This is a genomic window from Rhizobium sp. NPDC090275, from assembly GCF_044772225.1.
Classification (GTDB): domain Bacteria; phylum Pseudomonadota; class Alphaproteobacteria; order Rhizobiales; family Rhizobiaceae; genus Rhizobium.
This window is the reverse complement of sequence record NZ_JBIVYL010000002.1, coordinates 314,769-338,262: the sequence shown is the minus strand read 5'-3', so window position 1 is coordinate 338,262 and position 23,494 is coordinate 314,769. Positions and strand designations below refer to the sequence as shown.

22 protein-coding genes, 1 tRNA gene and 1 pseudogene are annotated in these 23,494 nt (G+C 60.4%); 13 read left to right on the top strand and 11 right to left on the bottom strand.

Going from position 1 to position 23,494, the window contains the following annotated elements:
* Positions 1 to 37: 37 nt before the first annotated feature.
* The gene (gene ald, locus ACIQUB_RS05890; RefSeq protein WP_113236994.1) at positions 38 to 1,156 is read right to left on the bottom strand and encodes an alanine dehydrogenase; all 1,119 of its coding nucleotides are present in this window, start codon (positions 1,154 to 1,156) and stop codon (positions 38 to 40) included.
* Positions 1,157 to 1,319: 163 nt separating this feature from the next.
* Between ald and ACIQUB_RS05885 the strand changes: the two genes are divergently transcribed.
* The 4 genes from ACIQUB_RS05885 to ACIQUB_RS05870 all read left to right on the top strand — a co-directional run bounded on the left by ACIQUB_RS05885 (position 1,320) and on the right by ACIQUB_RS05870 (position 5,271).
* Positions 1,320 to 1,781, top strand: coding sequence for an Lrp/AsnC family transcriptional regulator (locus tag ACIQUB_RS05885; RefSeq protein ID WP_112425295.1), 462 nt, complete (start codon positions 1,320 to 1,322; stop codon positions 1,779 to 1,781).
* Between the two features lie 73 nt (positions 1,782 to 1,854).
* Positions 1,855 to 2,736 (top strand): DMT family transporter, encoded by an 882-nt coding sequence (locus tag ACIQUB_RS05880; RefSeq protein WP_402928849.1) that lies wholly within the window; start codon positions 1,855 to 1,857, stop codon positions 2,734 to 2,736.
* Positions 2,737 to 2,825: 89 nt separating this feature from the next.
* Positions 2,826 to 3,158, top strand: a complete 333-nt coding sequence (locus tag ACIQUB_RS05875; RefSeq protein WP_018900124.1) for a PilZ domain-containing protein — start codon at positions 2,826 to 2,828, stop codon at positions 3,156 to 3,158.
* 124 nt (positions 3,159 to 3,282) lie between these two features.
* Complete coding sequence (locus ACIQUB_RS05870; RefSeq protein ID WP_113236992.1) at positions 3,283 to 5,271, top strand: bifunctional 2',3'-cyclic-nucleotide 2'-phosphodiesterase/3'-nucleotidase; 1,989 nt, start codon at positions 3,283 to 3,285, stop codon at positions 5,269 to 5,271.
* A 301-nt stretch (positions 5,272 to 5,572) separates the two neighbouring features.
* Here the strand turns inward: ACIQUB_RS05870 and ACIQUB_RS05865 are convergent, their stop codons facing one another.
* Positions 5,573 to 6,541: a LysR family transcriptional regulator gene (locus tag ACIQUB_RS05865; protein ID WP_402928847.1), complete on the bottom strand. Its 969-nt coding sequence runs from the start codon at positions 6,539 to 6,541 to the stop codon at positions 5,573 to 5,575.
* A gap of 144 nt (positions 6,542 to 6,685) precedes the next feature.
* On the opposite strand from ACIQUB_RS05865, the gene ACIQUB_RS05860 reads away from it, so the two are divergent.
* Complete coding sequence (locus ACIQUB_RS05860; protein WP_018900127.1) at positions 6,686 to 7,300, top strand: FMN-dependent NADH-azoreductase; 615 nt, start codon at positions 6,686 to 6,688, stop codon at positions 7,298 to 7,300.
* 69 nt (positions 7,301 to 7,369) lie between these two features.
* On the opposite strand, the gene ACIQUB_RS05855 is transcribed toward ACIQUB_RS05860, so the two are convergent.
* The 3 genes from ACIQUB_RS05855 to ilvA form a co-directional block, all read right to left on the bottom strand.
* Complete coding sequence (locus ACIQUB_RS05855) at positions 7,370 to 8,590, bottom strand: diguanylate cyclase (protein WP_402929120.1); 1,221 nt, start codon at positions 8,588 to 8,590, stop codon at positions 7,370 to 7,372.
* A gap of 267 nt (positions 8,591 to 8,857) precedes the next feature.
* Positions 8,858 to 9,187 carry an HlyU family transcriptional regulator gene (locus ACIQUB_RS05850; protein ID WP_113236990.1) on the bottom strand — a complete coding sequence of 110 codons (330 nt, stop codon included), beginning with the start codon at positions 9,185 to 9,187 and terminating at the stop codon, positions 8,858 to 8,860.
* 61 nt (positions 9,188 to 9,248) lie between these two features.
* Positions 9,249 to 10,499 (bottom strand): threonine ammonia-lyase, encoded by a 1,251-nt coding sequence (gene ilvA, locus ACIQUB_RS05845; RefSeq protein ID WP_113236989.1) that lies wholly within the window; start codon positions 10,497 to 10,499, stop codon positions 9,249 to 9,251.
* A gap of 173 nt (positions 10,500 to 10,672) precedes the next feature.
* Between ilvA and ACIQUB_RS05840 the strand changes: the two are divergent.
* A pseudogene (locus ACIQUB_RS05840) lies at positions 10,673 to 11,005 on the top strand (VanZ family protein); the annotation flags it as partial.
* A gap of 47 nt (positions 11,006 to 11,052) precedes the next feature.
* Here ACIQUB_RS05840 and ACIQUB_RS05835 read toward each other — a convergent pair.
* Positions 11,053 to 11,137 (bottom strand) — tRNA-Leu (locus tag ACIQUB_RS05835).
* A gap of 475 nt (positions 11,138 to 11,612) precedes the next feature.
* Complete coding sequence (wrbA, locus tag ACIQUB_RS05830; protein WP_113237160.1) at positions 11,613 to 12,209, bottom strand: NAD(P)H:quinone oxidoreductase type IV; 597 nt, start codon at positions 12,207 to 12,209, stop codon at positions 11,613 to 11,615.
* A gap of 294 nt (positions 12,210 to 12,503) precedes the next feature.
* On the opposite strand from wrbA, the gene ACIQUB_RS05825 reads away from it, so the two are divergent.
* The 5 genes from ACIQUB_RS05825 (at position 12,504) to ACIQUB_RS05805 (ending at position 20,105) form a co-directional block, all read left to right on the top strand.
* A complete protein-coding gene (locus ACIQUB_RS05825) occupies positions 12,504 to 13,277 on the top strand; it encodes a competence/damage-inducible protein A (RefSeq protein ID WP_113237112.1) in 774 nt (257 codons plus the stop codon).
* A gap of 108 nt (positions 13,278 to 13,385) precedes the next feature.
* The gene (locus ACIQUB_RS05820) at positions 13,386 to 14,228 is read left to right on the top strand and encodes a universal stress protein (protein ID WP_018900133.1); all 843 of its coding nucleotides are present in this window, start codon (positions 13,386 to 13,388) and stop codon (positions 14,226 to 14,228) included.
* A gap of 191 nt (positions 14,229 to 14,419) precedes the next feature.
* Positions 14,420 to 14,917 carry a xanthine phosphoribosyltransferase gene (gene gpt, locus ACIQUB_RS05815; RefSeq protein ID WP_018900134.1) on the top strand — a complete coding sequence of 166 codons (498 nt, stop codon included), beginning with the start codon at positions 14,420 to 14,422 and terminating at the stop codon, positions 14,915 to 14,917.
* Between the two features lie 185 nt (positions 14,918 to 15,102).
* The gene (locus ACIQUB_RS05810) at positions 15,103 to 15,690 is read left to right on the top strand and encodes a hypothetical protein (RefSeq protein WP_113237111.1); all 588 of its coding nucleotides are present in this window, start codon (positions 15,103 to 15,105) and stop codon (positions 15,688 to 15,690) included.
* Between the two features lie 593 nt (positions 15,691 to 16,283).
* Positions 16,284 to 20,105, top strand: coding sequence for a vitamin B12-dependent ribonucleotide reductase (locus tag ACIQUB_RS05805; protein WP_113237110.1), 3,822 nt, complete (start codon positions 16,284 to 16,286; stop codon positions 20,103 to 20,105).
* 79 nt (positions 20,106 to 20,184) lie between these two features.
* Here ACIQUB_RS05805 and ACIQUB_RS05800 read toward each other — a convergent pair whose 3' ends face one another.
* Positions 20,185 to 20,673 (bottom strand): BON domain-containing protein, encoded by a 489-nt coding sequence (locus ACIQUB_RS05800; protein ID WP_113237109.1) that lies wholly within the window; start codon positions 20,671 to 20,673, stop codon positions 20,185 to 20,187.
* Positions 20,674 to 20,860: 187 nt separating this feature from the next.
* On the opposite strand from ACIQUB_RS05800, the gene ACIQUB_RS05795 reads away from it, so the two are divergent.
* Positions 20,861 to 21,043 (top strand): DUF1508 domain-containing protein, encoded by a 183-nt coding sequence (locus ACIQUB_RS05795; protein ID WP_047510072.1) that lies wholly within the window; start codon positions 20,861 to 20,863, stop codon positions 21,041 to 21,043.
* A 68-nt stretch (positions 21,044 to 21,111) separates the two neighbouring features.
* Here the strand turns inward: ACIQUB_RS05795 and ACIQUB_RS05790 are convergent, their stop codons facing one another.
* A complete protein-coding gene (locus ACIQUB_RS05790; RefSeq protein ID WP_047510070.1) occupies positions 21,112 to 21,291 on the bottom strand; it encodes a hypothetical protein in 180 nt (59 codons plus the stop codon).
* Between the two features lie 501 nt (positions 21,292 to 21,792).
* Between ACIQUB_RS05790 and ACIQUB_RS05785 the strand changes: the two genes are divergently transcribed.
* Positions 21,793 to 22,119, top strand: coding sequence for a hypothetical protein (locus tag ACIQUB_RS05785; protein ID WP_018900140.1), 327 nt, complete (start codon positions 21,793 to 21,795; stop codon positions 22,117 to 22,119).
* Positions 22,120 to 22,198: 79 nt separating this feature from the next.
* Here ACIQUB_RS05785 and ACIQUB_RS05780 read toward each other — a convergent pair whose 3' ends face one another.
* Together ACIQUB_RS05780 and ACIQUB_RS05775 are read right to left on the bottom strand one after the other, a co-directional pair.
* Positions 22,199 to 22,399: a hypothetical protein gene (locus ACIQUB_RS05780; RefSeq protein ID WP_018900141.1), complete on the bottom strand. Its 201-nt coding sequence runs from the start codon at positions 22,397 to 22,399 to the stop codon at positions 22,199 to 22,201.
* Between the two features lie 44 nt (positions 22,400 to 22,443).
* The gene (locus ACIQUB_RS05775; RefSeq protein ID WP_402928844.1) at positions 22,444 to 23,292 is read right to left on the bottom strand and encodes an oxidoreductase; all 849 of its coding nucleotides are present in this window, start codon (positions 23,290 to 23,292) and stop codon (positions 22,444 to 22,446) included.
* Between the last annotated feature and the right edge of the window lie 202 nt (positions 23,293 to 23,494).

The following is a 23,494-nucleotide window of genomic DNA, read 5'->3' as shown; positions in this document are numbered from 1 at the left end:
AGTGCAACCGGCTTCAGTTGACGTAGCGCGATGGACTTTACGCTACGTTGAGCACGGCTTCCGCAGCGTAAGGCTCGTAGCCCAGCGCCTCGGCAACGGCTTTATTGGTAACCCGTCCCTTGTGGACGTTGAGACCGTTTCTGAGATGCCTGTCTTCAGCGATGGCGCGCAGGCCGCGATCGGCGAGCGCAAGACCATGGACCAGCGTGGCGTTGTTCAGCGCATGCGCGGAGGTGACAGGCACCGCGCCCGGCATGTTGGCGACGCAATAGTGCACGACGCCATCGACCTCGTAGGTCGGGTCCGAATGGGTCGTCGCATGCGATGTCTCGAAACAGCCGCCCTGATCGATGGCGACGTCGACGATGACCGCGCCCTTCTTCATGCCCGAGAGCATTTCGCGGGTGACGAGCTTGGGCGCGGCAGCGCCGGGGATCAGCACCGCGCCGATGACGAGATCGGCGGAGAAGACTTCGTCTTCCAAAGCCTGGATGCTGGAATAGCGGGTGTGGATGCGACCGGAGAACAGATCGTCGAGCTGGCGCAGGCGCGGTAGCGACTTGTCGAGGATGGTAACGTCGGCGCCGAGACCGGCAGCCATGCGCGCCGCATGCAGGCCGACCACGCCGCCGCCGATGATGGTGACCTTGGCCGGCAGGACGCCGGGCACGCCGCCCAACAAAATGCCGAGGCCGCCATTGGCCTTCTGCAACGCTGTCGCACCCGCCTGGATCGAAAGGCGACCGGCGACTTCGGACATCGGCGCCAGGAGAGGCAAGCCGCCACGGTCATCGGTGACCGTCTCGTAGGCCACGCCGGTGACGCCTGACGACAGCAGGCCCTTGGTCTGCTCGGGGTCGGGCGCAAGATGCAGGTAGGTGTAGAGGATCTGGCCGTCGCGCAGCTGCGCCCATTCGGACGGCTGCGGCTCCTTGACCTTCACGATCATGTCGCACTTTTCGAAGATGTCCTTGGCGGATGACGCGATCTTCGCGCCCGCGGCGGCATAGGCCGCGTCATCGGCTCCAATGCCGGAACCCGCCTTCGTCTCGATCCAGACCTCGTGGCCATGCGCGATGTATTCGCGAACGGCTGCAGGCGTCAGGCCGACGCGATATTCGTGATTCTTGATTTCCTTCGGACAACCGACGCGCATCGGGGCGCTCCTCCTCGTTTGTTTTTTCCGCCTCGTCGAGCGAAGCGTTCACGAGTGAAATCCAATCACCCCGCGCACGAAATGTCCTTGCAAAGAGGATTTGCATGTACGGCATTTTTCGAAGAAAGATGCGTTTCAGACGCAATAATCGAAAGTTCTTCGAATGTCGGAACTCGATGCCATCGATCATGCCATTTTGAAAGCGCTGCAATCGAATGCCCGCATCACCAATGCCGATCTGGCCGCCAAGGTTGGCTTGTCCGCGTCGGCCTGTTCCAGGCGGCTCGACATCCTCGACCGCAGCGGCGTCATCCTCGGCTATCACGCGCATGTCTCGCCGAAAGCGCTCGACTACAAGATGATCGCCATCGTGCACATCTCGCTGTCCGGCCAGTTCGCGAAGACCTTGTCGGAATTCGAGACCGCCGTGAAGCGCTGTCCCAATGTGCTCGTCTGCTACCTGATGTCGGGCGAGTACGACTATATCCTGCGGGTCGCGGCCCGCGATCTGGAGGACTATGAGCGCATCCACCGCGACTGGCTCTCGGCCCTGCCCCATGTCGTCAAGATCAATTCCAGCTTTGCCTTGCGCGAGGTGATGGACCGGCCCAATGTGGGCTTGTGACGGAGGAGCGGAATCACCTGCCTGCGCGGGTGTTTCCGGAATACGGCCGAGGCCGGTGTATTAAGAAGACGCCATGAGATCGAAGACCCGAGGCTATATTTTCGTTCTTCTGGCTATCACCATCTTTTCCATTCAGGACGGCATCTCGAAGCATCTGGGCGGCGCCTACCCGCCCGTTTTCGTGACGATGATCCGCTATTGGGCCTTTGGCCTCTTCACCATCCTTCTGGCCGCGAAGATGCGCGGCGGGATTGTCGCCACGGCGCGCACCAAGCGGCCGGTCTTGCAGGTGATCCGCGGACTGCTTCTCGCTGCCCAGGTGGTTGTCGTGATCAGTTGCTTCGCTGTGATCGGGCTCGCGCACTCGCAGGCGATCTTCTCGGCGACGCCGATCCTGATTGCGCTGCTGGCCATGCCGCTGCTCGGCGAGCGGGTGGGCTGGCGGCGGTGGACGGCGATCGGCGCGGGGTTGGTCGGCGTGCTTCTGATCCTGAAGCCCGATAGCGGCTTCTTCGATGTCACGCTGCTGCTCGCTGTCCTCTCCTGCTTCCTCTTCGCTTTCTACGTCATCGCCACCCGGCTGGTCAGCCGCGACGATTCGTCGATGACCAGCTTCTTTTACACCGGTGTCGTCGGCGCTATCGCGATGACGCTGGTCGGGCCGTTCTACTGGACATGGATGGCGCCTACGGACTGGGTGTGGATGGCGCTCGTCTGCATGACCAGCATATCGAGCCACTATTTCTTGATCCGCGCCTACGACATGCTCGATGCCGCGGCCGTCCAGCCGCTCACCTATCTGCAGCTCGTCTATGCCTCGATCATCGGGGTGACGATTTATGGAGAGACGCTGAGCCTAAACACGATCATCGGCTCCGTCATCGTCGTCGCCTCCGGCATTTTCACGATCTGGCGCGAGCATGTCGTCGGCCGCCGGGAAGCAATGCGGAAGTAAAAATCGACCGCGCAATTTTAGCGAATTGTATAAATTCATTTCAATCTACGCGACGTATGCTGTCTCCAGTTCAATTTGGGAGACGCGTCATGCACAATCTCAACATTATTACCCGCAAGGCCGAACGCAAGTCGTGCCGGATCTTCGGCAAGGTTCGTTACCTGACGAAGGAAGTCGATGCGCGCATTCTCAACATGTCCATCTCGGGCATTGCGCTTGAAGTGCGCTCGCCGCTGCATGCGGCTTCCGGCAGCCGCGTTCAGATCCTTGCCGACGATCTCGGCGTTCTGCACGGCGTCATCCGCTGGAGCCACAATGGCCGCGTCGGCGTCCAGTTCGACCCGAACTCCAACGCCCGCGCGCAGGTGGCCTCCTACTTCCGGTTCTTCCACAAGGACGTGAAGCCGGTTCTGGCGCGGTAGGCCGCGGCTGACACGCAGAAAGCGAAAAGCGATATTCCCCTGTCATTTACAGGGTTTACTCCTTCGAAAATCACCCTACTCTCGCCGCCGGGCGGGTGTCGCGTGATGTTTCGAAGGAGTTTTCATGTCTTCCAATCTTGATCTTTCATCCATGAGCCGTCGTTCTCTTCTCTCCGGCATTGCCGCCACATCAGCGCTCGTTCTGCTGCATCCGTTCACCGCGCGCGCCGCTGCCAACCAGGCGCATCTCAGGCTGATGGAAACGACGGATATTCACGTCAACGTTTTCCCTTACGACTATTACGCCGACAAGCCGAACGACACGATGGGATTGGCGCGCACCGCGACGATCATCGACACGATCCGCGCGGAAGCCGCCAACTCGTTGCTGATCGACAATGGCGACGTTCTGCAGGGCAACCCGATGGGCGACTACATGGCCTATCAGCGCGGCTTGAAGGATGGCGACGTTCACCCCGTGATCAAGGCGATGAACACGCTCGGCTACACGGTCGGCACGCTCGGCAATCACGAGTTCAATTACGGGCTCGACTTCATGTTCAAGGTGCTTGGTGGCGCGAACTTCCCGTTCGTCTGTGCCAACCTGACCAAGGGCCAGCTCGCCTCCGATCCGAAAAACGACGAGCTCTTCTTCAAGCCCTACATCATCGTCGAAAAGATGATCAAGGACGGAGCCGGCAACGAGAGCCCGGTGAAGATCGGCTTTATCGGCTTCGTTCCGCCGCAGATCATGCTCTGGGATATCAAGAACCTCGAGGGCAAGGCGCAGACGCGCGATATCGTCGAAGCCGCCAAGGCCTGGGTGCCCGCGATGAAGGAAGCAGGCGCGGATATCGTCATTGCGCTCTCGCATTCGGGCATCGATGGCAACGCGCCCACGGACAAGATGGAGAATGCCTCGCTTCATCTCGCCGCCGTCGACGGCATCGACGCGATCTTTACCGGCCACCAGCACCTCGTCTTCCCCGGACCTAAGACCTGGGACGGCGTCCAGAACGCCGATCCGGTCAAGGGAACGCTGCACGGCAAGCCTGCCGTCATGGCCGGCTTCTGGGGCTCGCATCTCGGCCTGATCGATCTGCTGCTCGAAAAGGACGGCAAAAGCTGGAAGATCGTCGACTTCACCTCCGAAGCGCGGCCGATCTACCACCGCGACGACAAGAAGAAGGTCGTGGCCGATGTCGCCGACAAGAAGGAAGTGGTCGACGCCGCCAAGGCGGAGCACGAGGCGACGCTCGCCTATGTCCGCACTCCCGTCGGCAAGACGTCGGCGCCGCTCTACTCCTACTTCGCTCTGGTCGCTGACGATCCCTCCGTGCAGATCGTCAGTCAGGCGCAGACCTGGTACATCAAGCAGATGCTCGCCGACACCGAATACAAGGATCTGCCGGTGCTTTCGGCGGCGGCTCCCTTCAAGTCGGGCGGTCGTGGCGGCGCCGATTACTATACCGATGTTCCGGCCGGCGATCTCGCCATCAAGAACATCGCCGACCTCTATCTCTATCCGAACACCGTGCAGGCCGTCGTGATCACCGGCGAGCAGGTGAAGAACTGGCTGGAAATGTCGGCGGGGATGTTCAACGAAATCAAGGAAGGCACGAAGGACGCCGAGCTTTTGAACGCCGACTTCCCTTCCTACAATTTCGACGTGATCGATGGCGTCACCTACCAGATCGACCTGGCGCAGCCGCGCAAATACGACAATGACGGCAACGCCATCAACGCCGGATCCAACCGCATCCAGAACCTTGCGTTTGACGGCAAGCCGATCGACCCGAGCCAAAAATTCGTGGTCGTGACCAACAACTACCGCGCCGGCGGTGGCGGCAAGTTCCCCGAGATCGCGGCCGACAAGGTGGTGTTCCAGGCGCCCGACACGAACCGCGACGTGATCGTGCGCTATGTGCACGAGCAGGGAACGATCAATCCGGCTGCCGACGGCAACTGGACCTTCAAGCCGGTGACCGGCGCGACCGCGACGTTTCAGAGCGGGCCTAAGGCGAAGCAGTTCATCGCGGACGTCAAGGGCGCGAAGATCGAGGATGCCGGCGAAGGAACGGATGGTTTCGCCAAGTTCCGGCTGGTTCTCTAAGACAGACTACAGGCGAGGCTTAGAGCCTTTCCTGGTTAGCTTGAAGCATTCTGCCGGAGTAGGTTTTCGTCAGGGCAAAGGCGATTGGCGAAGGGCATACCCCAGGTACGGTCGAGCCGATCGCCTTTGATCCTGGCGGAAAGATGCCCGGCCCTTCGGGTTGGCTGAAACGGGCCGCCTGATCGTCCGGCCAGCTTGGCCGTATGCGTTGGCTATGACACGCGCCGGCCGGACGACCATCCGACTCCGTTTGAGCCAACAGAATGCTTCAATCTAACCAGGAAGGGCTCTAACGCCTCGCCTACTCCGCCGCGAGCGGCAGATCGGGAGCCTTGATCTCGTTCAGCGCCGCGGTGAAATCGGCGTGGTTTGGGCAGAACGACAGTTTCGAATGGAAAGCTTCGATCAGCCATGTGGCAGCCGGGCCCGGCGGGTTTGCAATGCGCCGTATCGCATAGATCGGATACTCGCCCTGCTCGTAGGCCGGCAGATCGAGATGGACGAGCGTTCCGTTGGCCAAATCCTCGCGGATAATCGACGCCGGCAGGCCGCCCCAACCCAGGCCGCCGCGGATCAGCGCGTGTTTGGTGGCAATGTCGCTGACGCGCCACGTCTTGTAGGACAGCACGTTGAAATCACGGCCCTTGGTGAGCCCGGAAGCGTCGGTGACGACGAGTTGCACTTCCTCGCGAACATCCGCGAGCGTCAGCGGCCTCTCAATATCAGCCAGCGGGTGGGAGCGCGCGGCGACCGGGATCATGAAGGAGTGGCCGATCTTGTCGACGGCGATGGAGTCGTCCTGCTTCAGGAGCGCTCCGCCTATGCCGATCGTGGCCTTGCCCGACAGGACGGCCTCCATGACCATGCCGAGTTCGCCAGCACTTAGATTGAGCGTGACGGAGGGAAAGCGATCGCGGAACTCCGTGAGCACGGCGACGACCGCCTGCGACGGCACCATGACGCTGATCGCCACATCCACCTCGGCTTCCAGCCCTTCCTTCAGGCTCTTCACCCTCGCCCGCATCACCTGCAGGTCAGTCATCAGCCGGCGGGCATCCTCAAGCATGGCCTTGCCTGCCTCGGTAAGCTTCGGCTGACGGGCACCGGAGCGTTCGAACAGCTGCATTTCCAGTTGTGCTTCGAGATTGGCAATGGTGTAGCTGACCACCGACTGGGCACGATTGAGCACGCGCGAGGCGGCCGAGAAGCTCCCGGTCTCGGCAACGGTCAGGAAAACCTGCAGCTGGTCCAGTGTCGGGTTGGGCAACATTACATCCATCCAATCGATCGATAGTCTTGATCGACATTATCACAGTTTTTTCGATAGGCCGCTAGACCTATTTCTTCACTCGAAGACGCGGTTCGACCTTCCCCCGATCGCGCCGCAAACGCAAAGACCAAAGGATTATCAATCATGTCGTCCATTTTGCTTCTGACCTCCAGCCCGCGCGCTGAGTCGCTTTCGACCGATATCGCCGTAGACCTCGCTGGCAAGCTCCAGTCGCAGAAGGCCGGCAGCGTCGTCGTTCGCCGTGACCTCGCCGCGAACCCGCTGGCCCATATCAACGACCTCTTCACCGGCGCGATCCGCAAGCCGGCTGACGCCCGCACGGCCGAAGAAAACGAAGCCGCGAAGATTTCCGACGAGCTGGTCAACGAGCTGCTCGCAGCAGACACCATCGTCATCGGCACCGGCCTCATCAACTTCAACATCTACTCGTCGCTGAAGAGCTGGATCGACAACGTCGCCCGCGCCGGCCTGACCTTCAAGTACACCGAAAACGGCCCGGTTGGCCTTGCCACCGGCAAGAAGGTCTACGTCGTTCTCGCCTCCGGCGGTGTCTACTCGCAAGGTCCGGCTGCCGGCATGAACCATGCGGTACCGTACCTGAAGACCGTTCTCGGCTTCATGGGCATCACCGACGTCGAGACCATCTACGTCGAAGGCCTGGCCTTTGGTCCCGAAGCAGCCGAGAAGGCTGTCGGCGCTGCCAAGGCACGCGCTGAAGAACTCGCGCTCGCTGCCTAATTTAAAGGGCAATCAATTCAGGAAGACGGTCGGCTTGCCGGCCGTCTTTTTGTTTGTAGGAACTTACTGTCAGCCGGCGACCGTGAGGCCATGGACTCCGGTCTGGCCGAAGACGCAGTTTCGGCCGTTCTTCTTGGCGCAATAAAGCCGCTCGTCCGCTGCCGACAAGATCGCGGTGAAGGCGTCGCCATCTTCGGTGGCTGTCGCGACGCCGATGCTGATCGTTACCGGCTTGCCATCGGGTGTCGCGACGCTGTTTTCGATCGTCCAGCGCAACCTCTCGGCCAGACGCAGGCCCTCGGCGTGATCGGTCACGGGACAGATCGCCACGAATTCCTCGCCGCCGAAGCGGAAGACCCGATCGCCGGCGCGCAGGATCGAGCCCAGGCGGGCTGCTATCGCGCGCAGGACGTCGTCGCCCTGCAGGTGGCCGAACACGTCGTTGACGTTCTTGAAGTGATCGGCATCGAGGATCATTACCGTGGCGGACTGCCCTTGGCGCAGCGATTCGCGGATCATGACCGGCGCTTCGAGCTCCATTCGCGTGCGGTCGTAAAGTCCGGTCAGCACGTCCCGGCCGGTGCGGCTCAGGAGATCGTTGTAACGTTCGCGGAAGGTCAGGTCGCTGAAGATGTCTCCGATCGGGCGTGCGCTCGATGTGGTGACTGCCCGACCGATCCATTTCTCGTAGATCGCGAAGAGCACGGTGTAGATGCAGACGGCGAACATCTTCGCCTTCCAACCACCCCAGAAGGCGGCGAGCGGGACGCCGACCGAATAGTGCAGCGCGCCGAAGAAGGCGATCTGGTCGAAGGTCAAAAGCACGAAACCGCAGATCATGAAGCGCAGGATTGGCCGCTGCCTGAAATAGCGGCCGAGCCGCTCGTAGAGCAGGATGATGCCGATGGCGTCGAGATAGAGGATGGCCGTGCCCCAGAGCATAAGCCAGCCCATTTCCTTCAGAAATTCATCGCTCGGCAGCGCGCCTGATGTAAGCTCCAGCGGCGCGTGCCATTGCACGATCCAGGCGATCGCGACGGTCAGAAGGTTGCCGATGAAAAGCCCGTAGATCGGCTGGCGGACGACGGCGGCGTCTTCCTGAAGATAGAGCATCAGGATCATCATCAGCTTGCCGGTGAAGAACACCGATGATCCCGGCGAGACGATCCCGAACGGCAATTCGACATAGAAGACCGCCGCGAGGTAGGTCTCCATGAAGTGCATGACGCCGAGTGCCGTCAGGAATATGCCGAGGCCTATGCGCGCGCGAAAATGCAGCAGCGTCACCATCAGCGTGAAGTAGCCGATGGCCTCGACGACGAAGAGGATGAGATTGACGTTTGCGATCAACGCCGCGACCTCCCGCCAATATTGCCATGCCACGGCACCTCGAACGCTTTGTCGGCGGTATCGGCAGCGAATGTGCGGCGGGCATTCTGAGGCACTGGATATTCCTGCAATGTCTGCTGAGCGCAGGATCGCCGCAATGTTTTAAAATAGCATGAGGGAATGGCGGCGCGACCGCTCAACACGCAAGGGCGCGCCGGCCTTCCATGATCAGACCTGACGAACCTTGGCTCCGTCGCTGAACAGGGATGGTCCGTTCTGATCGATGATCTGCTGCGCCTTGCGCACCGTGCATTCGATCGCATCATCCGTCGACGAAAACATGTCGGCGCGAATGAAATTGCGGACCAGCACCTCGTCGCCAACGGTCTTCTCGATGCGGCCGGCCAGACGGTACTGGCCGCCTTCCTTCATCGGTTCGGCATAAATCGTGCAATCGGCATAGGGCTGCGGATCGGAAGCAGCGCCCGAAGAAGCCGCGCCCGGCTGCTTCTCGCCGCCAGAGAACATGGAGAAAATGCTGGAAAAGATCGAAGCCATGATACGCCTTTGTGATGAGGGCGGATGCCATCAAGGTTAAATAGGGCCGTTGCCGTGAAAGTTAAATGATGAGGTTCGCGAGGATCTCGTTTTCGGTGATGTCCTCGAAACTGATACCCGATGTCTCGAATTTCGCGAACAGCGCCGCGAAGTTTTCCGGCGCCTTGGTTTCGATGCCGATCAGGACCGAACCGAAGTTGCGGGCGGTCTTCTTCAGATATTCGAAGCGGGCGATATCGTCATCGGGACCGAGCAGATTGAGGAAGTCGCGGAGCGCGCCGGGGCGCTGCGGAAGGCGGAGAATAAAGTATTTCTTCAGGCCCGCGTAACGCATGGCCCTTTCCTTCACATCCGGAAGCCGCTCGAAATCGAAATTGCCGCCGGAGACGATCGCGACCACCGTCTTGCCGCGGATCGCTTCGGGATCCATCGTGGCGATTGCCGTCAGCGACAGGGCGCCTGCCGGTTCCAGTACCACGCCCTCGACGTTCAGCATTTCGTTGATCGTCACGCAAATGGCGTTCTCCGGCATCAACATCACCTGATTGCTCGGGAAGCCTTTCAGCGCAGCGAAATTGAGGTCGCCGATGCGGGCAACGGCCGCGCCATCGACGAAATTGTCGACCTTGGAGAGTGTCACGACCTCGCCGGCCTCGATGCTGCGCTTAAGGCTCGGCGCGCCCTGGGGTTCGACGAAGAAGAAGCCCGTGCTCGGCACCGTGTCCTTGAGATAACCGCTGATGCCGGCCGCCAGACCGCCGCCGCCGACAGGCATGACGACGAGATCGGGCACCGTGCCCTCGGGCAGCTGCTGCATGATCTCGGAGGCCACCGTCGACTGGCCCTCGATGATATCTTCATGATCGAAGGGCGGCACCATGACGCCGTCGATCGTCTCGACGTGATCGCGGGCTGCCTTGTAGCACTGGTCGAAGAAGTCGCCTGTCAGCTTGATGGTGATGAACTCGCCGCCGAAGATGCGGGTTTTGTCGATCTTCTGCTGCGGTGTCGTCACCGGCATAAAGACGACACCGGGAACGCCGAAATGGCGGCAGACGAATGCAAAGCCCTGCGCATGATTGCCGGCAGACGCGCAAACGAAGGTCTTGCCGGACGCACCTTCCTCGATCCGCTTGCGGAAGAAATTGAAGGCACCACGGATCTTGTAGGAGCGGACGGGCGACAGGTCTTCGCGCTTCAACCAAATGTCGGCGCCATAGCGGGCGGACAAATGCTCGTTGAGTTGCAGCGGCGTTGCCGGAAATAAGCTGCGCAGAGCCTCTTCGGCAGCTTCGACATTCTGTCTGGTCACGGTCTCAGTCCCTTGTTATTGCGCCCCACGCTATGCCATAGGCAGACCCTCGAAAGAAGCCCATTTTCAACCACAACGGTTCGGTAGAGCGCGGTGATGCGCGTTTTGGGAAAGCACCCCGGTAACGCGGATGTGCGCTGAAAACGCGTGACGACATCAATAGTGTGAGTTTCATGACAGCAGACAAATTTTCAAAGCCGATCGCCTGGCTCTTACTCGCCGCCATCATTTTCGTAACGGTCTCGCCGATCGGCCTTCGTCCTCATACGATTACTTCAGTCAACCTCGACCGGGCGCTTGCCTATCTGGTCGTCGGTCTCGCCTTTGCCGTGGCTTATCCCAGGCACTGGCTGGCGGTCGCCGCCCTCCTGGTCGTCGGCGCCGTCGGGATCGAGCTTCTGCAGTATCTTTCGCCGACGCGGCACGCGCGGATGCACGACGCCGCAGTCAAAGCCGTGGGGGCTTGCCTCGGCGTTCTAATCGGCATGCTGGTGAACCGTCTTCGCCGGCAAAATTCAGTGCGGACTGAAGGTCGGGATGCGCAAGGGAAAGTTGGTGCGGGCGGCGGGGGTCGAACCCGCACAGCCAAGGCCGAGGGATTTTAAGTCCCTTGCGTCTACCAGTTTCGCCACGCCCGCAATAGCACCCTCAATCAACGACTGCGGCGATTCAGTCAAGTGCATCCGGTATCGTACAAAGTGCAACGTGATGCGATTCGGCCACGGTCGGAAAACATATTACGGAGTCATTAACAAGCATCTTTTTTGCAATGTTAGAATGTGATTGTATGCCTGTGTCAGTAAAGACACGGCTTCTGGTCGTGTATTTGTAAAGCTTGTCTTGTGGTGGGAGTAAGACGATGGTTTACGATTGGGATGGCGCCCGCACACGGCGCCTGAGACTGGTTAGAACAAGCACGGCATTCTTGATTGGACTTGCGGTATTTGGGGTACCGCTCTTCGTTTATACAGCCAAGTTTCATGGACTATACGGCTGAACGAACGTAAGGCCCGCAGTCGACGACTACCGATACAGTGCTTCGGCGTTTCGACGCCACACATGAAAAGGCGCGGCCCGAGGCCGCGCCTTCACTGTTTTGACACGCCCCTTGGCTCAGGCGAGCTTTGCTGCGAGCTTGGCGACATGCGCGCCCTGGAACTTGGCGGCGTCGAGCTCGATGGCAGAAGGCTGGCGCGAACCGTCGCCATCGGTAATCGTGGATGCACCATAAGGCGAGCCGCCCTTGATCTCGTCCACGCCCATCTGGCCCTGGAAGGCATAGGGAAGTCCGGCGACGACCATGCCCTGGTGGAGGAAGGTCGGGATGAAGCCGAGGATGGTGGATTCCTGGCCGCCGTGCTGCGTGGCGGACGAGGTGAAAACCGAGCCGACCTTGCCGACCAGCTTGCCGGCAAACCACAGGCCACCCGTCTGGTCCCAGAAGTTGCGCATCTGCGACGCAACCGTGCCGAAGCGGGTGCCGGCGCCGACGATGATCGCATCGTATTCGGCCAACTCGTCCACGGTGGCGATCGGTGCCTGCTGATCAAGCTTGAAATGCGATGCCTTGGCGACTTCTTCCGGTACCAGCTCCGGTACGCGCTTGACGGTCACCTCGGCGCCTGTGGATTTCGCGCCCTCGGCAACGGCGTATGCCATCGTCTCGATGTGGCCGTACGACGAATAGTAAAGAACCAGAACCTTAGCCATCTTGGACGTTTCCTCTTTCTGGGTTGCGGCGGGTGCTGCGCTCGGTGCACCGACCAAAATCCGTTTGATGAATTCGCGTATCATAAAGAATGCCTCGCAACGCATCGTGCGTCTGCCAAATAGCTAGCGCATGCACTGGGTGACGGCCAGCCACGCCGCGAGAGACGGACTGTTCAATCTTATCGCACGTTTTTGCCTTGCGTTCACATTTCCGTATTGGTGGGCACGGGCTTCCCGTCCGCTCTATTTGGTATAAGCTCGACACCAAAGACTGAGTGAAGACAGAGACCTAACATGACCCAACAGATTGTGACCGCAGCCATTCTGGCAATCGGCGACGAGCTTTTATCCGGCCGCACCAAGGACAAGAACATCGGCCATCTCGCCGATATGCTGCTGCTTGCAGGCATCGACCTCAAGGAAGTCCGCATCGTCGCGGACGAAGAGGACGCGATCGTCGAGGCGCTGAACGCGCTGAGGACGAAATACGACTATGTCTTCACCTCGGGCGGCATTGGGCCGACCCATGACGACATCACGGCCGACGCCGTCTCCAAGGCCTTCGGCGTTGCCTGCCATCACGACGAGAAGGCAATGGCGCTGCTTGGCGATATGTACAAGCGCCGCGAGATGGAGTTCACCGAGGCCCGCCAGCGGATGGCTCGCATGCCTGTCGGCGCGACGCACATTCCCAACCCGGTCTCCACGGCGCCCGGTTTCAATATCGGCAACGTCTATGTCATGGCCGGCGTGCCGCAGGTGTTTCAGGCGATGGTCGACGCGGTTATCCCGACGCTCAGAACCGGAACGCCGGTGCTGTCGCTGGCGATCTCGTGCCCTTATGGCGAAGGCGATATCGGCACGCCGCTCGCCGCGATCCAGAAGGCGCATCAGGAAACCAGCATCGGCTCCTATCCGCGCTATGTCGGCCAGAAATTCTCGACCGAGATCGTTGTTCGTGGTCGCTCGCAGGCCGTGATCGATGCCGCCGGCGCGGATGTCTCGGCGATGATCGAAGGCATTCGCCGCGAGCGGACTGTCCTGGAAAACCCATCAGCGGAGGCCTAATTTCTTTCTAGAGCCGGCCTGCGGGACTTGATCTCGGTCAAGGAAACAAATGCCGGCCAAGCGCATTGCTTCTCTTACGGACTTTTTCATCCGAGCAAGGAGATACCCATGTCTTACAAAACCATTCTTGCGATTCTCGATACTTCAGACAATTGCACCGCAGTCGCCGATCTGGCCTTCGCACTGGCTGCGGAACACGGTGCCCATGTGATCGGGCTTCATGCGGAAACGATCGCCGTCGTGCCGCTCGTGGCGCCGATGGAGATTCCCGATCCTGTCGCTGTGCAGGCGCTGCAGGACATGGCGCATAGCGAAAGGGTCAAGATCGAGACGATCGTTCGCCGCAAGGCGGAAGTGGAAGGCGTGTCGTTCGAGTGGCGCAGCTTCGCCTCCTCGACCGGCTACGGCTCGGCGCCGTTGATCGAGAGCGCGCGCAGCGCCGATCTCTTGATCGCCTCGCAGGCCGATCCGGCACGGCCGTCGGACAGTCATGTCGATGTCGATAACTTCCTGCTCGAAAGCGGACGGCCGGTTCTGATGATCCCCTTCATCATTCGCCAGCCGAAGCCGATCAAGCGGGTGCTGGTCGCCTGGAACGGCTCCAAGGAAGCGGCGCGCGCCACATTCGACGCCCTGCCCTTCCTGAAGGCTGCCGACGAGGTTGAGATCTTCTCCGTCGACCCGGTCGACAACGCGCTGCAATCGGCGGCAGTCGCGGGTGCGGAAATCGCCGCGACACTTGCCCGCCACGGCGTCAACGTCACGCTTGCAACGGCGACGACCACGGACAAGAGCACGTCGGCCGTTATCGAGAACCGGTTGTCCGACAGCAGCATCGATCTGTTGGTGATGGGCGCCTACACACATTCGAGGCTCTGGCAGATGATCTTCGGCGGCACGACGAAGACGCTCCTGCACTCCATGACGGCGATGACGCTGCTTTCGCGTTAGCGGGCCACGATCAGCGGGGGCTTGCGTTTTGCAGCCAAATTCCGCTAATTGCCACGACCGACGACGAGCTCCGGCTTCGGTCCTTCCATCGCGCAGTCTCGGCTGCGCGATTTGCGTTTGACCCAAGTGAACGGAAGAGCGTCCGGCCGCCGGCAAACGGCGTGTCATCATTCATGCCTCGGAGCGAGCCCATGTCCCTTCCCGATAAAGCCTTTCCCGTTTCCTGGGATCAATTTCACCGCGACGCACGCGCGCTTGCCTGGCGCCTTGCCGGCCTCAACCGCGAGTTCAAGGCGATCGTCTGCATCACCCGTGGCGGCCTCGTGCCGGCTGCCATCATTTCGCGCGAGCTCAACATCCGCCTGATCGAAACGGTCTGCGTCGCGTCCTACCACGACTATGTGAACCAGGGCGAGATGATGCTCCTCAAGGGCATCGCGGCCGAACTGCTTGAAGATGGCGGCGAAAGCGTGCTCGTCGTCGACGATCTGACGGATACCGGCAAGACAGCCTCCGAAGTCCGCACGCTGCTTCCGAAGGCGCACTTCGCCTGCGTCTACGCAAAACCACAGGGTGTGCCTGTCATCGACACCTTCGTCACGGAGGTGAGCCAGGACACCTGGATCTACTTCCCGTGGGATATGGGTTTCACCTATCAGGAACCGATCTCCAAGGGCAGCAAGGGCTGATTTTCCAGGCTCTTGGCAGACAGAGACAGAAGCAACTTTAAATTGCTCCAATCTTTGTTTACTAACATAACCAAATTTGCTGTCCGCCCCTCGCCGTCCGCCGTATGATCATATGGCATCAGGCGGCAAGGGCGCGGCAGGGTGTTTGGGTAGAGGGCGGTCGCTAGCGCGACACTGGAACGACCATGCAGCGTTGGCGGTTTATCGGCTTGATCGCGGCCTTCGGGCTGTGTTTGAACGTGCTTCCGCGCGCGGTCTCAGCCGAACCCGCCTATATCTCCGTCGTGCGCGAATATGTGGATACGCTCGTCAAGCCGATGATCAACAAGCCGAACGTTCTGGCCGCGATCAAGGCGCAGAACAGGAAGTTCGGCGATATCAGCCCGATGGATATCCAGGTGCTCGACAACAGCTACCGCTCGGAGATCAAGAGCGGGCAATGGCAGATGGTCACCCGCCTCCTCAACAATCCGGTCTCGCGATACCTCAAAGCCAAGCAGGATGATTCGCAAGGAACGATTGTGGAAATATTCGTGACCGACCGGAACGGACTGAATGTCGCGCAGAGCGTGCCCACCAACGACTACTGGCAGGGCGACGAAAACAAGTTCCTGAAGACCTTTGCCCGGGACTCCGACGAGGTCTTCATCGATCGCGCCAGCCGCGATGATGCCACGCAATTGCTGGAAGCGCAGGCAAGTTTCACGGTTCGCGACGAGAGTGGACAGGCGATCGGAAGCGCTACGGTGACCATCGCCATCGACGCACTTTAGCGCCTTGTTCGGCCTTGCGAATCACAACGCTCATTTGCGCTCGAAAAGCCACCGCCAAATGACAAAATATGGCAAAATTAATCCGGCTTTGGCATTTCTCTTGCGCATCCCTTAGCAAGCCATTGAAATTCTTGCCCAACTGGTTTTTCCCCAGTCTCCACAGGCCACTCCACAATATCTTGTGGTGAACACTTCGTTAAGAACAAGCCCTTGACGGAATCGCCTGTTTTCAACTTAATGAACTTCGATGTTGCGGCGGCAGCTGAACCGGACATTACGAGGCCGGTTCTCACCAGAAATCGAGCATTGAATCAGGGCGTTGATCCATGAGGGGTGAGCCGCCATGAGTATGTTCTGCGCGATTTTTGCCGCCTGAAAAAGCGACATCCGGGGCTGGCGGAAAAAGGCTGTTAATACTATATTTAGTGATTGCAGCCACCATCACCACAAGATACAGGATGACCCATCTCCGGATGACACTCCTGTGACGATACGGAAACGAGAACTGGCTGCGCTCCTTACGGCGCCGCCGGAGGTGGAAACTTGCGCCTTGGTCAACGGGGACGGGGCGCGCGAGCTAGAGGTTAAGGCAAATGCGCATAGAACGCCGATTTACGAAGGCAGATCAGGGCGCTTACGCGGCTATCGAATTCCGCAAGGCAACCAGCGAGATCAAGAACCCTGACGGGTCGATCGTATTCCGCCTCGAGAACATCGATGTTCCCGCGCAGTTTTCGCAGGTCGCGGCCGACATTCTGGCGCAGAAGTATTTCCGCAAGGCCGGCGTCCCTGCCCGCCTCAAGAAGGTCGAGGAAAACGACGTTCCTTCCTTCCTGTGGCGCTCGGTTGCCGATGAGGCCGCTCTGAAGGACCTCCCGAAGGATCAGCAGTACGGTTCTGAAACCGATGCGCGCCAGGTCTTCGACCGTCTGGCCGGCACCTGGACCTACTGGGGCTGGAAGGGTGGCTATTTCTCTTCCGAAGAAGACGCGGCCGCCTTCCGCGACGAACTTGCATACATGCTCGCGACGCAGCGCGTCGCCCCGAACTCGCCGCAGTGGTTCAACACCGGCATGCACTGGGCCTACGGCATCGACGGCCCCGGCCAGGGCCACTTCTATGTGGACCCCTTCACCGGCAAGCTGACGAAGTCGAAGTCGGCCTATGAGCATCCGCAGCCGCACGCCTGCTTCATCCAGTCCGTCGAAGACGATCTGGTCAACGAAGGCGGCATCATGGACCTGTGGGTTCGCGAAGCCCGCCTCTTCAAGTACGGCTCCGGCACCGGCTCCAACTTCTCGTATCTGCGCGGCGAAGGCGAACGCCTTTCCGGCGGCGGCCGTTCCTCCGGCCTGATGAGCTTCCTGAAGATCGGCGACCGCGCTGCCGGCGCCATCAAGTCTGGCGGCACGACGCGTCGCGCGGCCAAGATGGTCGTGGTCGATATCGACCATCCGGATATCGAGGAATACATCAACTGGAAGGTCAAGGAAGAGCAGAAGGTTGCTGCCCTCGTGACCGGTTCCAAGATCGTCAATCGCCACCTGAAGGCGATCATGAAGGCCTGCGTCAATTGCGACGGCGACAATGACGATTGCTACGACCCGAACAAGAACCCTGCCCTGAAGCGCGAAGTGCGCGCTGCCAAGAAGGATCAGGTTCCGGAAAACTACATCGGCCGCGTCATCCAGTTTGCTCGCCAGGGCTACAAGGACCTGGAGTTCAAGACCTACGACACCGACTGGGATTCGGAAGCCTACCTCACGGTTTCGGGCCAGAACTCCAACAACTCGGTCTCCATCAAGGACGACTTCCTGCGCGCTGTCGAAAACGATGGTGACTGGAACCTGACCGCCCGCAAGGACGGCAAGGTCATGAAGACGCTGAAGGCACGCGACCTGTGGGAATCGATCTCCTACGCCGCATGGGCATCGGCCGATCCGGGCCTGCACTTCAACACGACGATGAACGACTGGCACACCAGCCCGGCTGCCGGCCCGATCCGTGCATCCAACCCGTGCTCGGAATACATGTTCCTCGACGACACGGCCTGCAACCTTGCCTCGCTGAACCTCATCCAGTTCAAGGATGCGGCCACCAAGCGCATCAACATCGCTGATTACGAACACGCCGTTCGCCTTTGGACGGTCGTGCTTGAAGTCTCCGTGATGATGGCACAGTTCCCGTCGAAGCAGATCGCCGAGCGCTCCTACGAATACCGCACGATCGGCCTCGGCTACGCCAACATCGGCGGCCTGCTGATGTCTTCGGGCATTCCCTACGACAGCGACGAAGCCCGCGCCATCGCAGGCTCGCTGACCGCGATCATGACCGGTATCTCCTACGCCACTTCGGCCGAGATCTCGTCTGAACTCGGACCTTTCCCGATGTTCAAGCCGAACCGCGAAGCCATGCTGCGGGTCATCCGCAACCATCGCCGCGCCGCTTACGGCGAGACGTCGGGCTATGAAGGCCTTTCGATCAACCCGGTCGCGCTGATCCACTCCGAGAACCCGGACCAGGATCTGGCGGCTCACGCGAAGAGCGCCTGGGACAAGGCTCTCGAACTCGGCGAAAAGCACGGCTACCGCAACGCCCAGGCAACCGTCATCGCGCCGACAGGCACGATCGGCCTCGTCATGGATTGCGACACGACCGGTATCGAGCCTGACTTCGCACTGGTGAAATTCAAGAAGCTCGCCGGCGGCGGCTACTTCAAGATCATCAACCGTGCCGTTCCGGAAGCTCTGCGCACGCTCGGCTACTCCGAGAGCCAGATCGCCGAGATCGAAGCTTACGCTGTCGGCCACGGCAACCTGAACCAGGCGCCGGCGATCAACCCCGGCTCGCTGAAGGCCAAGGGCTTCACCGACGAGAAGATCGAAGCGCTGAACGGCGCGCTGAAGTCGGCCTTCGACATCAAGTTCGTCTTCAACCAGTGGACGCTCGGCACCGACTTCCTGAAGGGCACGCTGAAGGTTTCCGACGAACAGCTCGGCGACATGGGCTTCAACCTGCTTGAGCACATCGGCTTCTCGAAGAAGGACATCGAGGCTGCCAATGTTCACGTCTGCGGCGCGATGACGCTGGAAGGCGCACCGTTCCTGAAGAACGAGCACCTCGCCGTCTTCGATTGCGCCAATCCGTGCGGCAAGATCGGCAAGCGTTACCTCTCGGTCGACAGCCACATCCGCATGATGGCTGCCGCCCAGCCGTTCATCTCGGGTGCGATCTCCAAGACGATCAACATGCCGAACGACGCGACGGTCGAGGATTGCAAGAGCGCCTACATGCTCTCCTGGAAGCTCGGCCTGAAGGCAAACGCTCTCTACCGCGACGGCTCCAAGCTGTCGCAGCCGCTGAACGCCTCGCTGATCGAAGACGAAAGCGATGAGGACGCACTGGACGATCTGCTGCAGCAGCCGGTCGCCGCCCAGGCCGTCACCATCACCGAGAAGATCATCGAGCGTGTGGTAGAGCGCGTGACCCGCGAACGCGAGAAGCTGCCGAACCGCCGCCAGGGCTACACCCAGAAGGCCGCCGTCGGCGGACACAAGGTGTACCTGCGCACCGGCGAATTCGGTGACGGTCGCCTCGGCGAGATCTTTATCGACATGCACAAGGAAGGCGCCGCCTTCCGTGCGATGATGAACAACTTCGCCATCGCCATATCGCTGGGTCTGCAGTACGGCGTGCCGCTCGAGGAATATGTGGAGGCCTTCACCTTCACCAAGTTCGAGCCGGCAGGTATGGTCATCGGCAACGACGCGATCAAGAACGCCACGTCGATCCTCGACTACGTGTTCCGCGAACTGGCCGTCTCCTACCTCGGCCGCCACGATCTGGCGCATGTCGATACGTCGGACTTCTCGAACACGGCACTCGGCAAGGGCATCCAGGAAGGCAAGACGAACCTCGTCTCGACCGGCTGGACCCGCGGCTACAAGCCGACGATCGTTTCGAACAGCGAGCGTCAGGCCTCCGGCGAGCCCAAGGGCTCGGCAACGGCCGCCCCTGCCCGCGCCTCGTCCGGTGCGACGGTAACGTCCTTCGCTGGCGCTGCCGCCCGCAAGATCGAGCCGACGACCGCCATCTCGACCTCCGAAATCGTCGCCTTCAAGCGCGATTACGAAGAGCGCGCCAAGGAATTGGCCGAAGAGATCGCCGAGGAAGTGCTGGAAGAAGTCACGACCGAAAACCAGCAGCAGGCGACCGCGCTGTTCTCCGACAAGGCCGCGGCTGACGCCGCATCGGCCAAGACGGAAGCCAAGAAGATCGAATCCGAGCGCCGCGCCCGGTCGATCATGCAGGGCTACACCGGCAACATTTGCTCGGAGTGCCAGAACTTCACGATGGTGCGCAACGGCACCTGCGAGAAGTGCGACACTTGCGGCGCGACCAGCGGCTGCAGCTGATCGGCTTAGAGAACGCCAATTAAAAAAGGCCGTCCGCTTATCCAGCGGGCGGCCTTTTCCGTTGTAGGCAGGGCGCAAATTATCGATGCGCATCCACGCCCGTCGTGTGCAGCCTGTTCCTCACGTGGTGGACGCCATCGACAGAGGATGCTGCGAGTTCGACCTTCCGGGCGATACCAATCGTTTCGACAGAGCCTTCGACCGTGACGACATGGCCGTCGGCATGGACCTCGATGCTGTCGATGTCGACTTCGGGGACGTTCTCGATGTTTTCGGTGACCCGCGCTTCCAGATCGTCGCTGTCATCGCGATCGATCGTGTCGGCGCGCAGCGAATCCCTGAGCCGGTTTTCGTTGCCATCGCGGTCTATGCCGTCGACGCGGAAGCCTGGATTGTCGTTGCTGTCGAAATTGGCGGGCGTTTCACCATAGGCGCGATTTTCAGGCGCTGCCGACGCGGCGTCAGTTGTGTCCGCATAGGGCCAGCCGTCGTCGATATTGCGCTCTTCGAAATCGCGATAGTCCTCGCTGCGCGACAGCGGCTTCTTTCCATCATCGTTGATTGGCATCGATCTTCTCCTTCAGCGTGTTTCCAAACAACGCCCAAGGAGCCAGATGGTTCGCCACTTTTGGCAGCCGCCTCGCTGTCGACGCAACCAACCTCGCAGTCAGGCACGACCTTTGATTGCAGTCGGTTCGTGGAAACGTGCGAAGGAATGGCCTAGGCCTGATCTGTCAAAACAAAGGGAGAGAGACATGCCGAGTTGCAAGGCAAGCAATGGTGATACCTGGGAGATCTACCAGACGAATGGTCAGTGGCGCTGGCGGCGCACGGCGTCCAATGGTCGGATCGTCGGTTCATCGACGGAAGGCTATTCCAATCGAAGCGACTGCATCGCGAATGCGCAGCGCAACGGCATGACCTGTAATCCGGTCTGACGGTACTCAGCTTTTACGGAATTCGATGAAGGGCGCGGCTGCATTTTAAGGCGCGCGCCCTTTCGGCGTTACCGGACGGCTTTTTGCTCGACACCGGTAGCAGGCGCCGCCGACAACGGCACGTCATCGGCCACTTCCTGCGCGACGGCGGAGAGGTCGAGATTGCCCCAGATGGATTTTTCCTTGCTGCGATCGGTACGGCGGGATGTCTTGATTTCAACAACGAACGGCTTCGATTGAGCGCGCATGTGATTCCTACTGAAAAGCGTTGAACGAATCCATCAACGCAGCGAGCCTATGAAGCGTTCCCTCGCCGCGCAAGCGCATTCGGCGTCGCATCCCCGGACCTCGGCTGCCATATACAGCCTCAAGTCAGCCACGGGCAAAATTCACGCCCATGACGCGAGCCGATGAGGGCGCTGCTACCGTTTTTTCGTCGAGACGGGCAGCCATGCAAAATTGTTTCAGGAAAATCCTTGAAGGAACAATCAATGTCGACTAGGTAGCACGTCGCCGAACGTAATGGCGTCCCAGCTCAGGCTTCGACGGCGTTCAATCGGCCACCTTTTCCTACTCGTGTAGAGGCACCGGCGGCGGCCCCAGGTCGCTTATCGATCGTTTGATCGGCAGCCGGTTTGCAAACAAAATATCAGCGTGCGGATGGCACCTGGACAGCGGAACGGCCGATCAACATCGCTCGCTTCGACGGCTAGGGAGTCGCTGACGCCAAGGAATGAAAAAGACTGCGAATGACCATTAAAGAGCGTTTTCTGAAACAGCAGCATGCCTGGATGATCGGCGCATGCTACTCCCGCAAACACCCCGATTTTCATCGCTACGGCGGCGTCGATGTCGCCGTTTCGCCTCGCTGGAAAGAGTGTCTCGACACGTTCATGAACGACATGATCGACACCCTGCCCCGCAGCCTGTCCGAGCGCCGTTTGGCGCTGCGCAATCCGCGGCGGCCGTTCGAGCCCGGCAATGTCGAGTGGATCTTTGTCAGCAAGCATCGCGGTCTGCGCGCGCCTGACGGCACCCGGCCTGAACTGCCCGAGGCGCGTTTGCGCCGCGCTTGAACGCTTTCAAGCGACTGATTATCGCCGGCTGGCGGGGTTTTCTGGCCCTTCCAGCCGGCGAATTTGTTTTGGGCGCGTGTTAACGCCTGCCGCGCAGGCTCTTGGTCAGCACGATCAGAATAAGGCCGACGGCAACCGCAAGCGCGCCCCAGTAGATCCAGGGCGTCTGGTCGATCATGAAGCTTTCAGCCGGATACGGAAAATATCCGCTGCCCTGCCCCATCCAGATCAGACCGGCCAGGATCAACAAGCCTTCAAGGCCATAGACCAGCTTCACCATCACATCTTCCTCCACGGCGCCCTGCTCATGCCAGAGCGCGAGCCTCACGATTTCGGGAAATCGGCGCCGAGGCTGGTGTCCTTCCATTCCTCGATCAGCGCCAGGCGCTCCTTCAGCTTGGCCGTGACCGCGCCATAGCCGAATTCGCCAAGCACCAAGTGGCGCGGAGCATTCTCGACCTCGGTGATCTTGATGATCGCCTCGCCGGCGCGCACGGGATCTCCCGGCTGCTGGCCGCTGTATCCGGCCGTCTGGCGCATGCGTGCGGCAGCGGTCTCCGCGTAATCGGCGATCTTGCTTTCGGTCTGCCGCAGCGAACGGCCAGCCCAATCGGTGCGGAACGGACCGGGTTCGACGCAGGTGACCTTGATACCGAGCGGCGCGCCTTCGGCCGCAAGCGCATCCGACATACCCTCGACCGCGTGCTTGCTCGCCGAGTAGTAACCGGATGCCGGGAAGCCGATGAAGCCGGCCACCGAGGTGATGTTGATCACATGGCCGCGTCGGCGCGTGCGCATGCCGGGCAGAACGGCGCGGGTCATGGCGAAGAGGCCGAAGACATTGGCCTCGAACTGATCGCGGATCTCGCTATCGCTACCTTCCTCGATCGTCGACTGATAGCCATAGCCAGCATTGTTGACGAGGACGTCGATCCGTCCGAAGCGCTCCTCGGCGGCCTTTACGGCGGCGGTGATCTGCGCGGCATCGGTCACATCGAGATCCACGGCGAGCGCATTGTCCTCATGACCGGTCACGAGATCGGCAACGCGGGCCTTGTCGCGGGCGCTGACAACAGTCGGCCAACCACGGGCGATGGTGAGTTTCGCCAGTTCGCGGCCGAAGCCTGTCGAGCAACCGGTGATGAACCAGACGGGATTCTTATCTTGAGACATCGTGTTTTCCTGAAATGTTCGTCTGAAATTGAAAGCGCCCTTGGGTGTCCTTTGGTGTCCTTTGGGGATGTCGTTGGGCGCGTCTTGGGGGCACCTTCTGATCTAGGGTCGTTCGACTGTTTTTTCCAGAATTGGCGGGACGTTAAGGCCACTCGACGCAAAAAGGCCGCGCGCTCGCTTGAGCACGCGGCCGGATCGGACC

Coding starts and splice junctions, on each gene's coding strand:
- ACIQUB_RS05870 (WP_113236992.1), top strand. CDS start 3,283: ATGTCTTCCAATCTTGATCTTTCATCCATGAGCCGTCGTTCTCTTCTC.
- gpt (WP_018900134.1), top strand. CDS start 14,420: ATGTCCCTTCCCGATAAAGCCTTTCCCGTTTCCTGGGATCAATTTCAC.
- ACIQUB_RS05775 (WP_402928844.1), bottom strand. CDS start 23,292: ATGTCTCAAGATAAGAATCCCGTCTGGTTCATCACCGGTTGCTCGACA.
- ACIQUB_RS05880 (WP_402928849.1), top strand. CDS start 1,855: ATGAGATCGAAGACCCGAGGCTATATTTTCGTTCTTCTGGCTATCACC.
- ACIQUB_RS05795 (WP_047510072.1), top strand. CDS start 20,861: ATGCCGAGTTGCAAGGCAAGCAATGGTGATACCTGGGAGATCTACCAG.
- ACIQUB_RS05850 (WP_113236990.1), bottom strand. CDS start 9,187: ATGGCTTCGATCTTTTCCAGCATTTTCTCCATGTTCTCTGGCGGCGAG.
- ACIQUB_RS05875 (WP_018900124.1), top strand. CDS start 2,826: ATGCACAATCTCAACATTATTACCCGCAAGGCCGAACGCAAGTCGTGC.
- ACIQUB_RS05855 (WP_402929120.1), bottom strand. CDS start 8,590: ATGGTGACGCTGCTGCATTTTCGCGCGCGCATAGGCCTCGGCATATTC.
- ACIQUB_RS05825 (WP_113237112.1), top strand. CDS start 12,504: ATGACCCAACAGATTGTGACCGCAGCCATTCTGGCAATCGGCGACGAG.
- ACIQUB_RS05805 (WP_113237110.1), top strand. CDS start 16,284: ATGCGCATAGAACGCCGATTTACGAAGGCAGATCAGGGCGCTTACGCG.
- ACIQUB_RS05820 (WP_018900133.1), top strand. CDS start 13,386: ATGTCTTACAAAACCATTCTTGCGATTCTCGATACTTCAGACAATTGC.
- ACIQUB_RS05810 (WP_113237111.1), top strand. CDS start 15,103: ATGCAGCGTTGGCGGTTTATCGGCTTGATCGCGGCCTTCGGGCTGTGT.
- ald (WP_113236994.1), bottom strand. CDS start 1,156: ATGCGCGTCGGTTGTCCGAAGGAAATCAAGAATCACGAATATCGCGTC.
- ACIQUB_RS05800 (WP_113237109.1), bottom strand. CDS start 20,673: ATGCCAATCAACGATGATGGAAAGAAGCCGCTGTCGCGCAGCGAGGAC.
- ACIQUB_RS05860 (WP_018900127.1), top strand. CDS start 6,686: ATGTCGTCCATTTTGCTTCTGACCTCCAGCCCGCGCGCTGAGTCGCTT.
- ACIQUB_RS05790 (WP_047510070.1), bottom strand. CDS start 21,291: ATGCGCGCTCAATCGAAGCCGTTCGTTGTTGAAATCAAGACATCCCGC.
- ACIQUB_RS05780 (WP_018900141.1), bottom strand. CDS start 22,399: ATGGTGAAGCTGGTCTATGGCCTTGAAGGCTTGTTGATCCTGGCCGGT.
- ACIQUB_RS05865 (WP_402928847.1), bottom strand. CDS start 6,541: ATGTTGCCCAACCCGACACTGGACCAGCTGCAGGTTTTCCTGACCGTT.
- ACIQUB_RS05785 (WP_018900140.1), top strand. CDS start 21,793: ATGACCATTAAAGAGCGTTTTCTGAAACAGCAGCATGCCTGGATGATC.
- wrbA (WP_113237160.1), bottom strand. CDS start 12,209: ATGGCTAAGGTTCTGGTTCTTTACTATTCGTCGTACGGCCACATCGAG.
- ACIQUB_RS05885 (WP_112425295.1), top strand. CDS start 1,320: ATGTCGGAACTCGATGCCATCGATCATGCCATTTTGAAAGCGCTGCAA.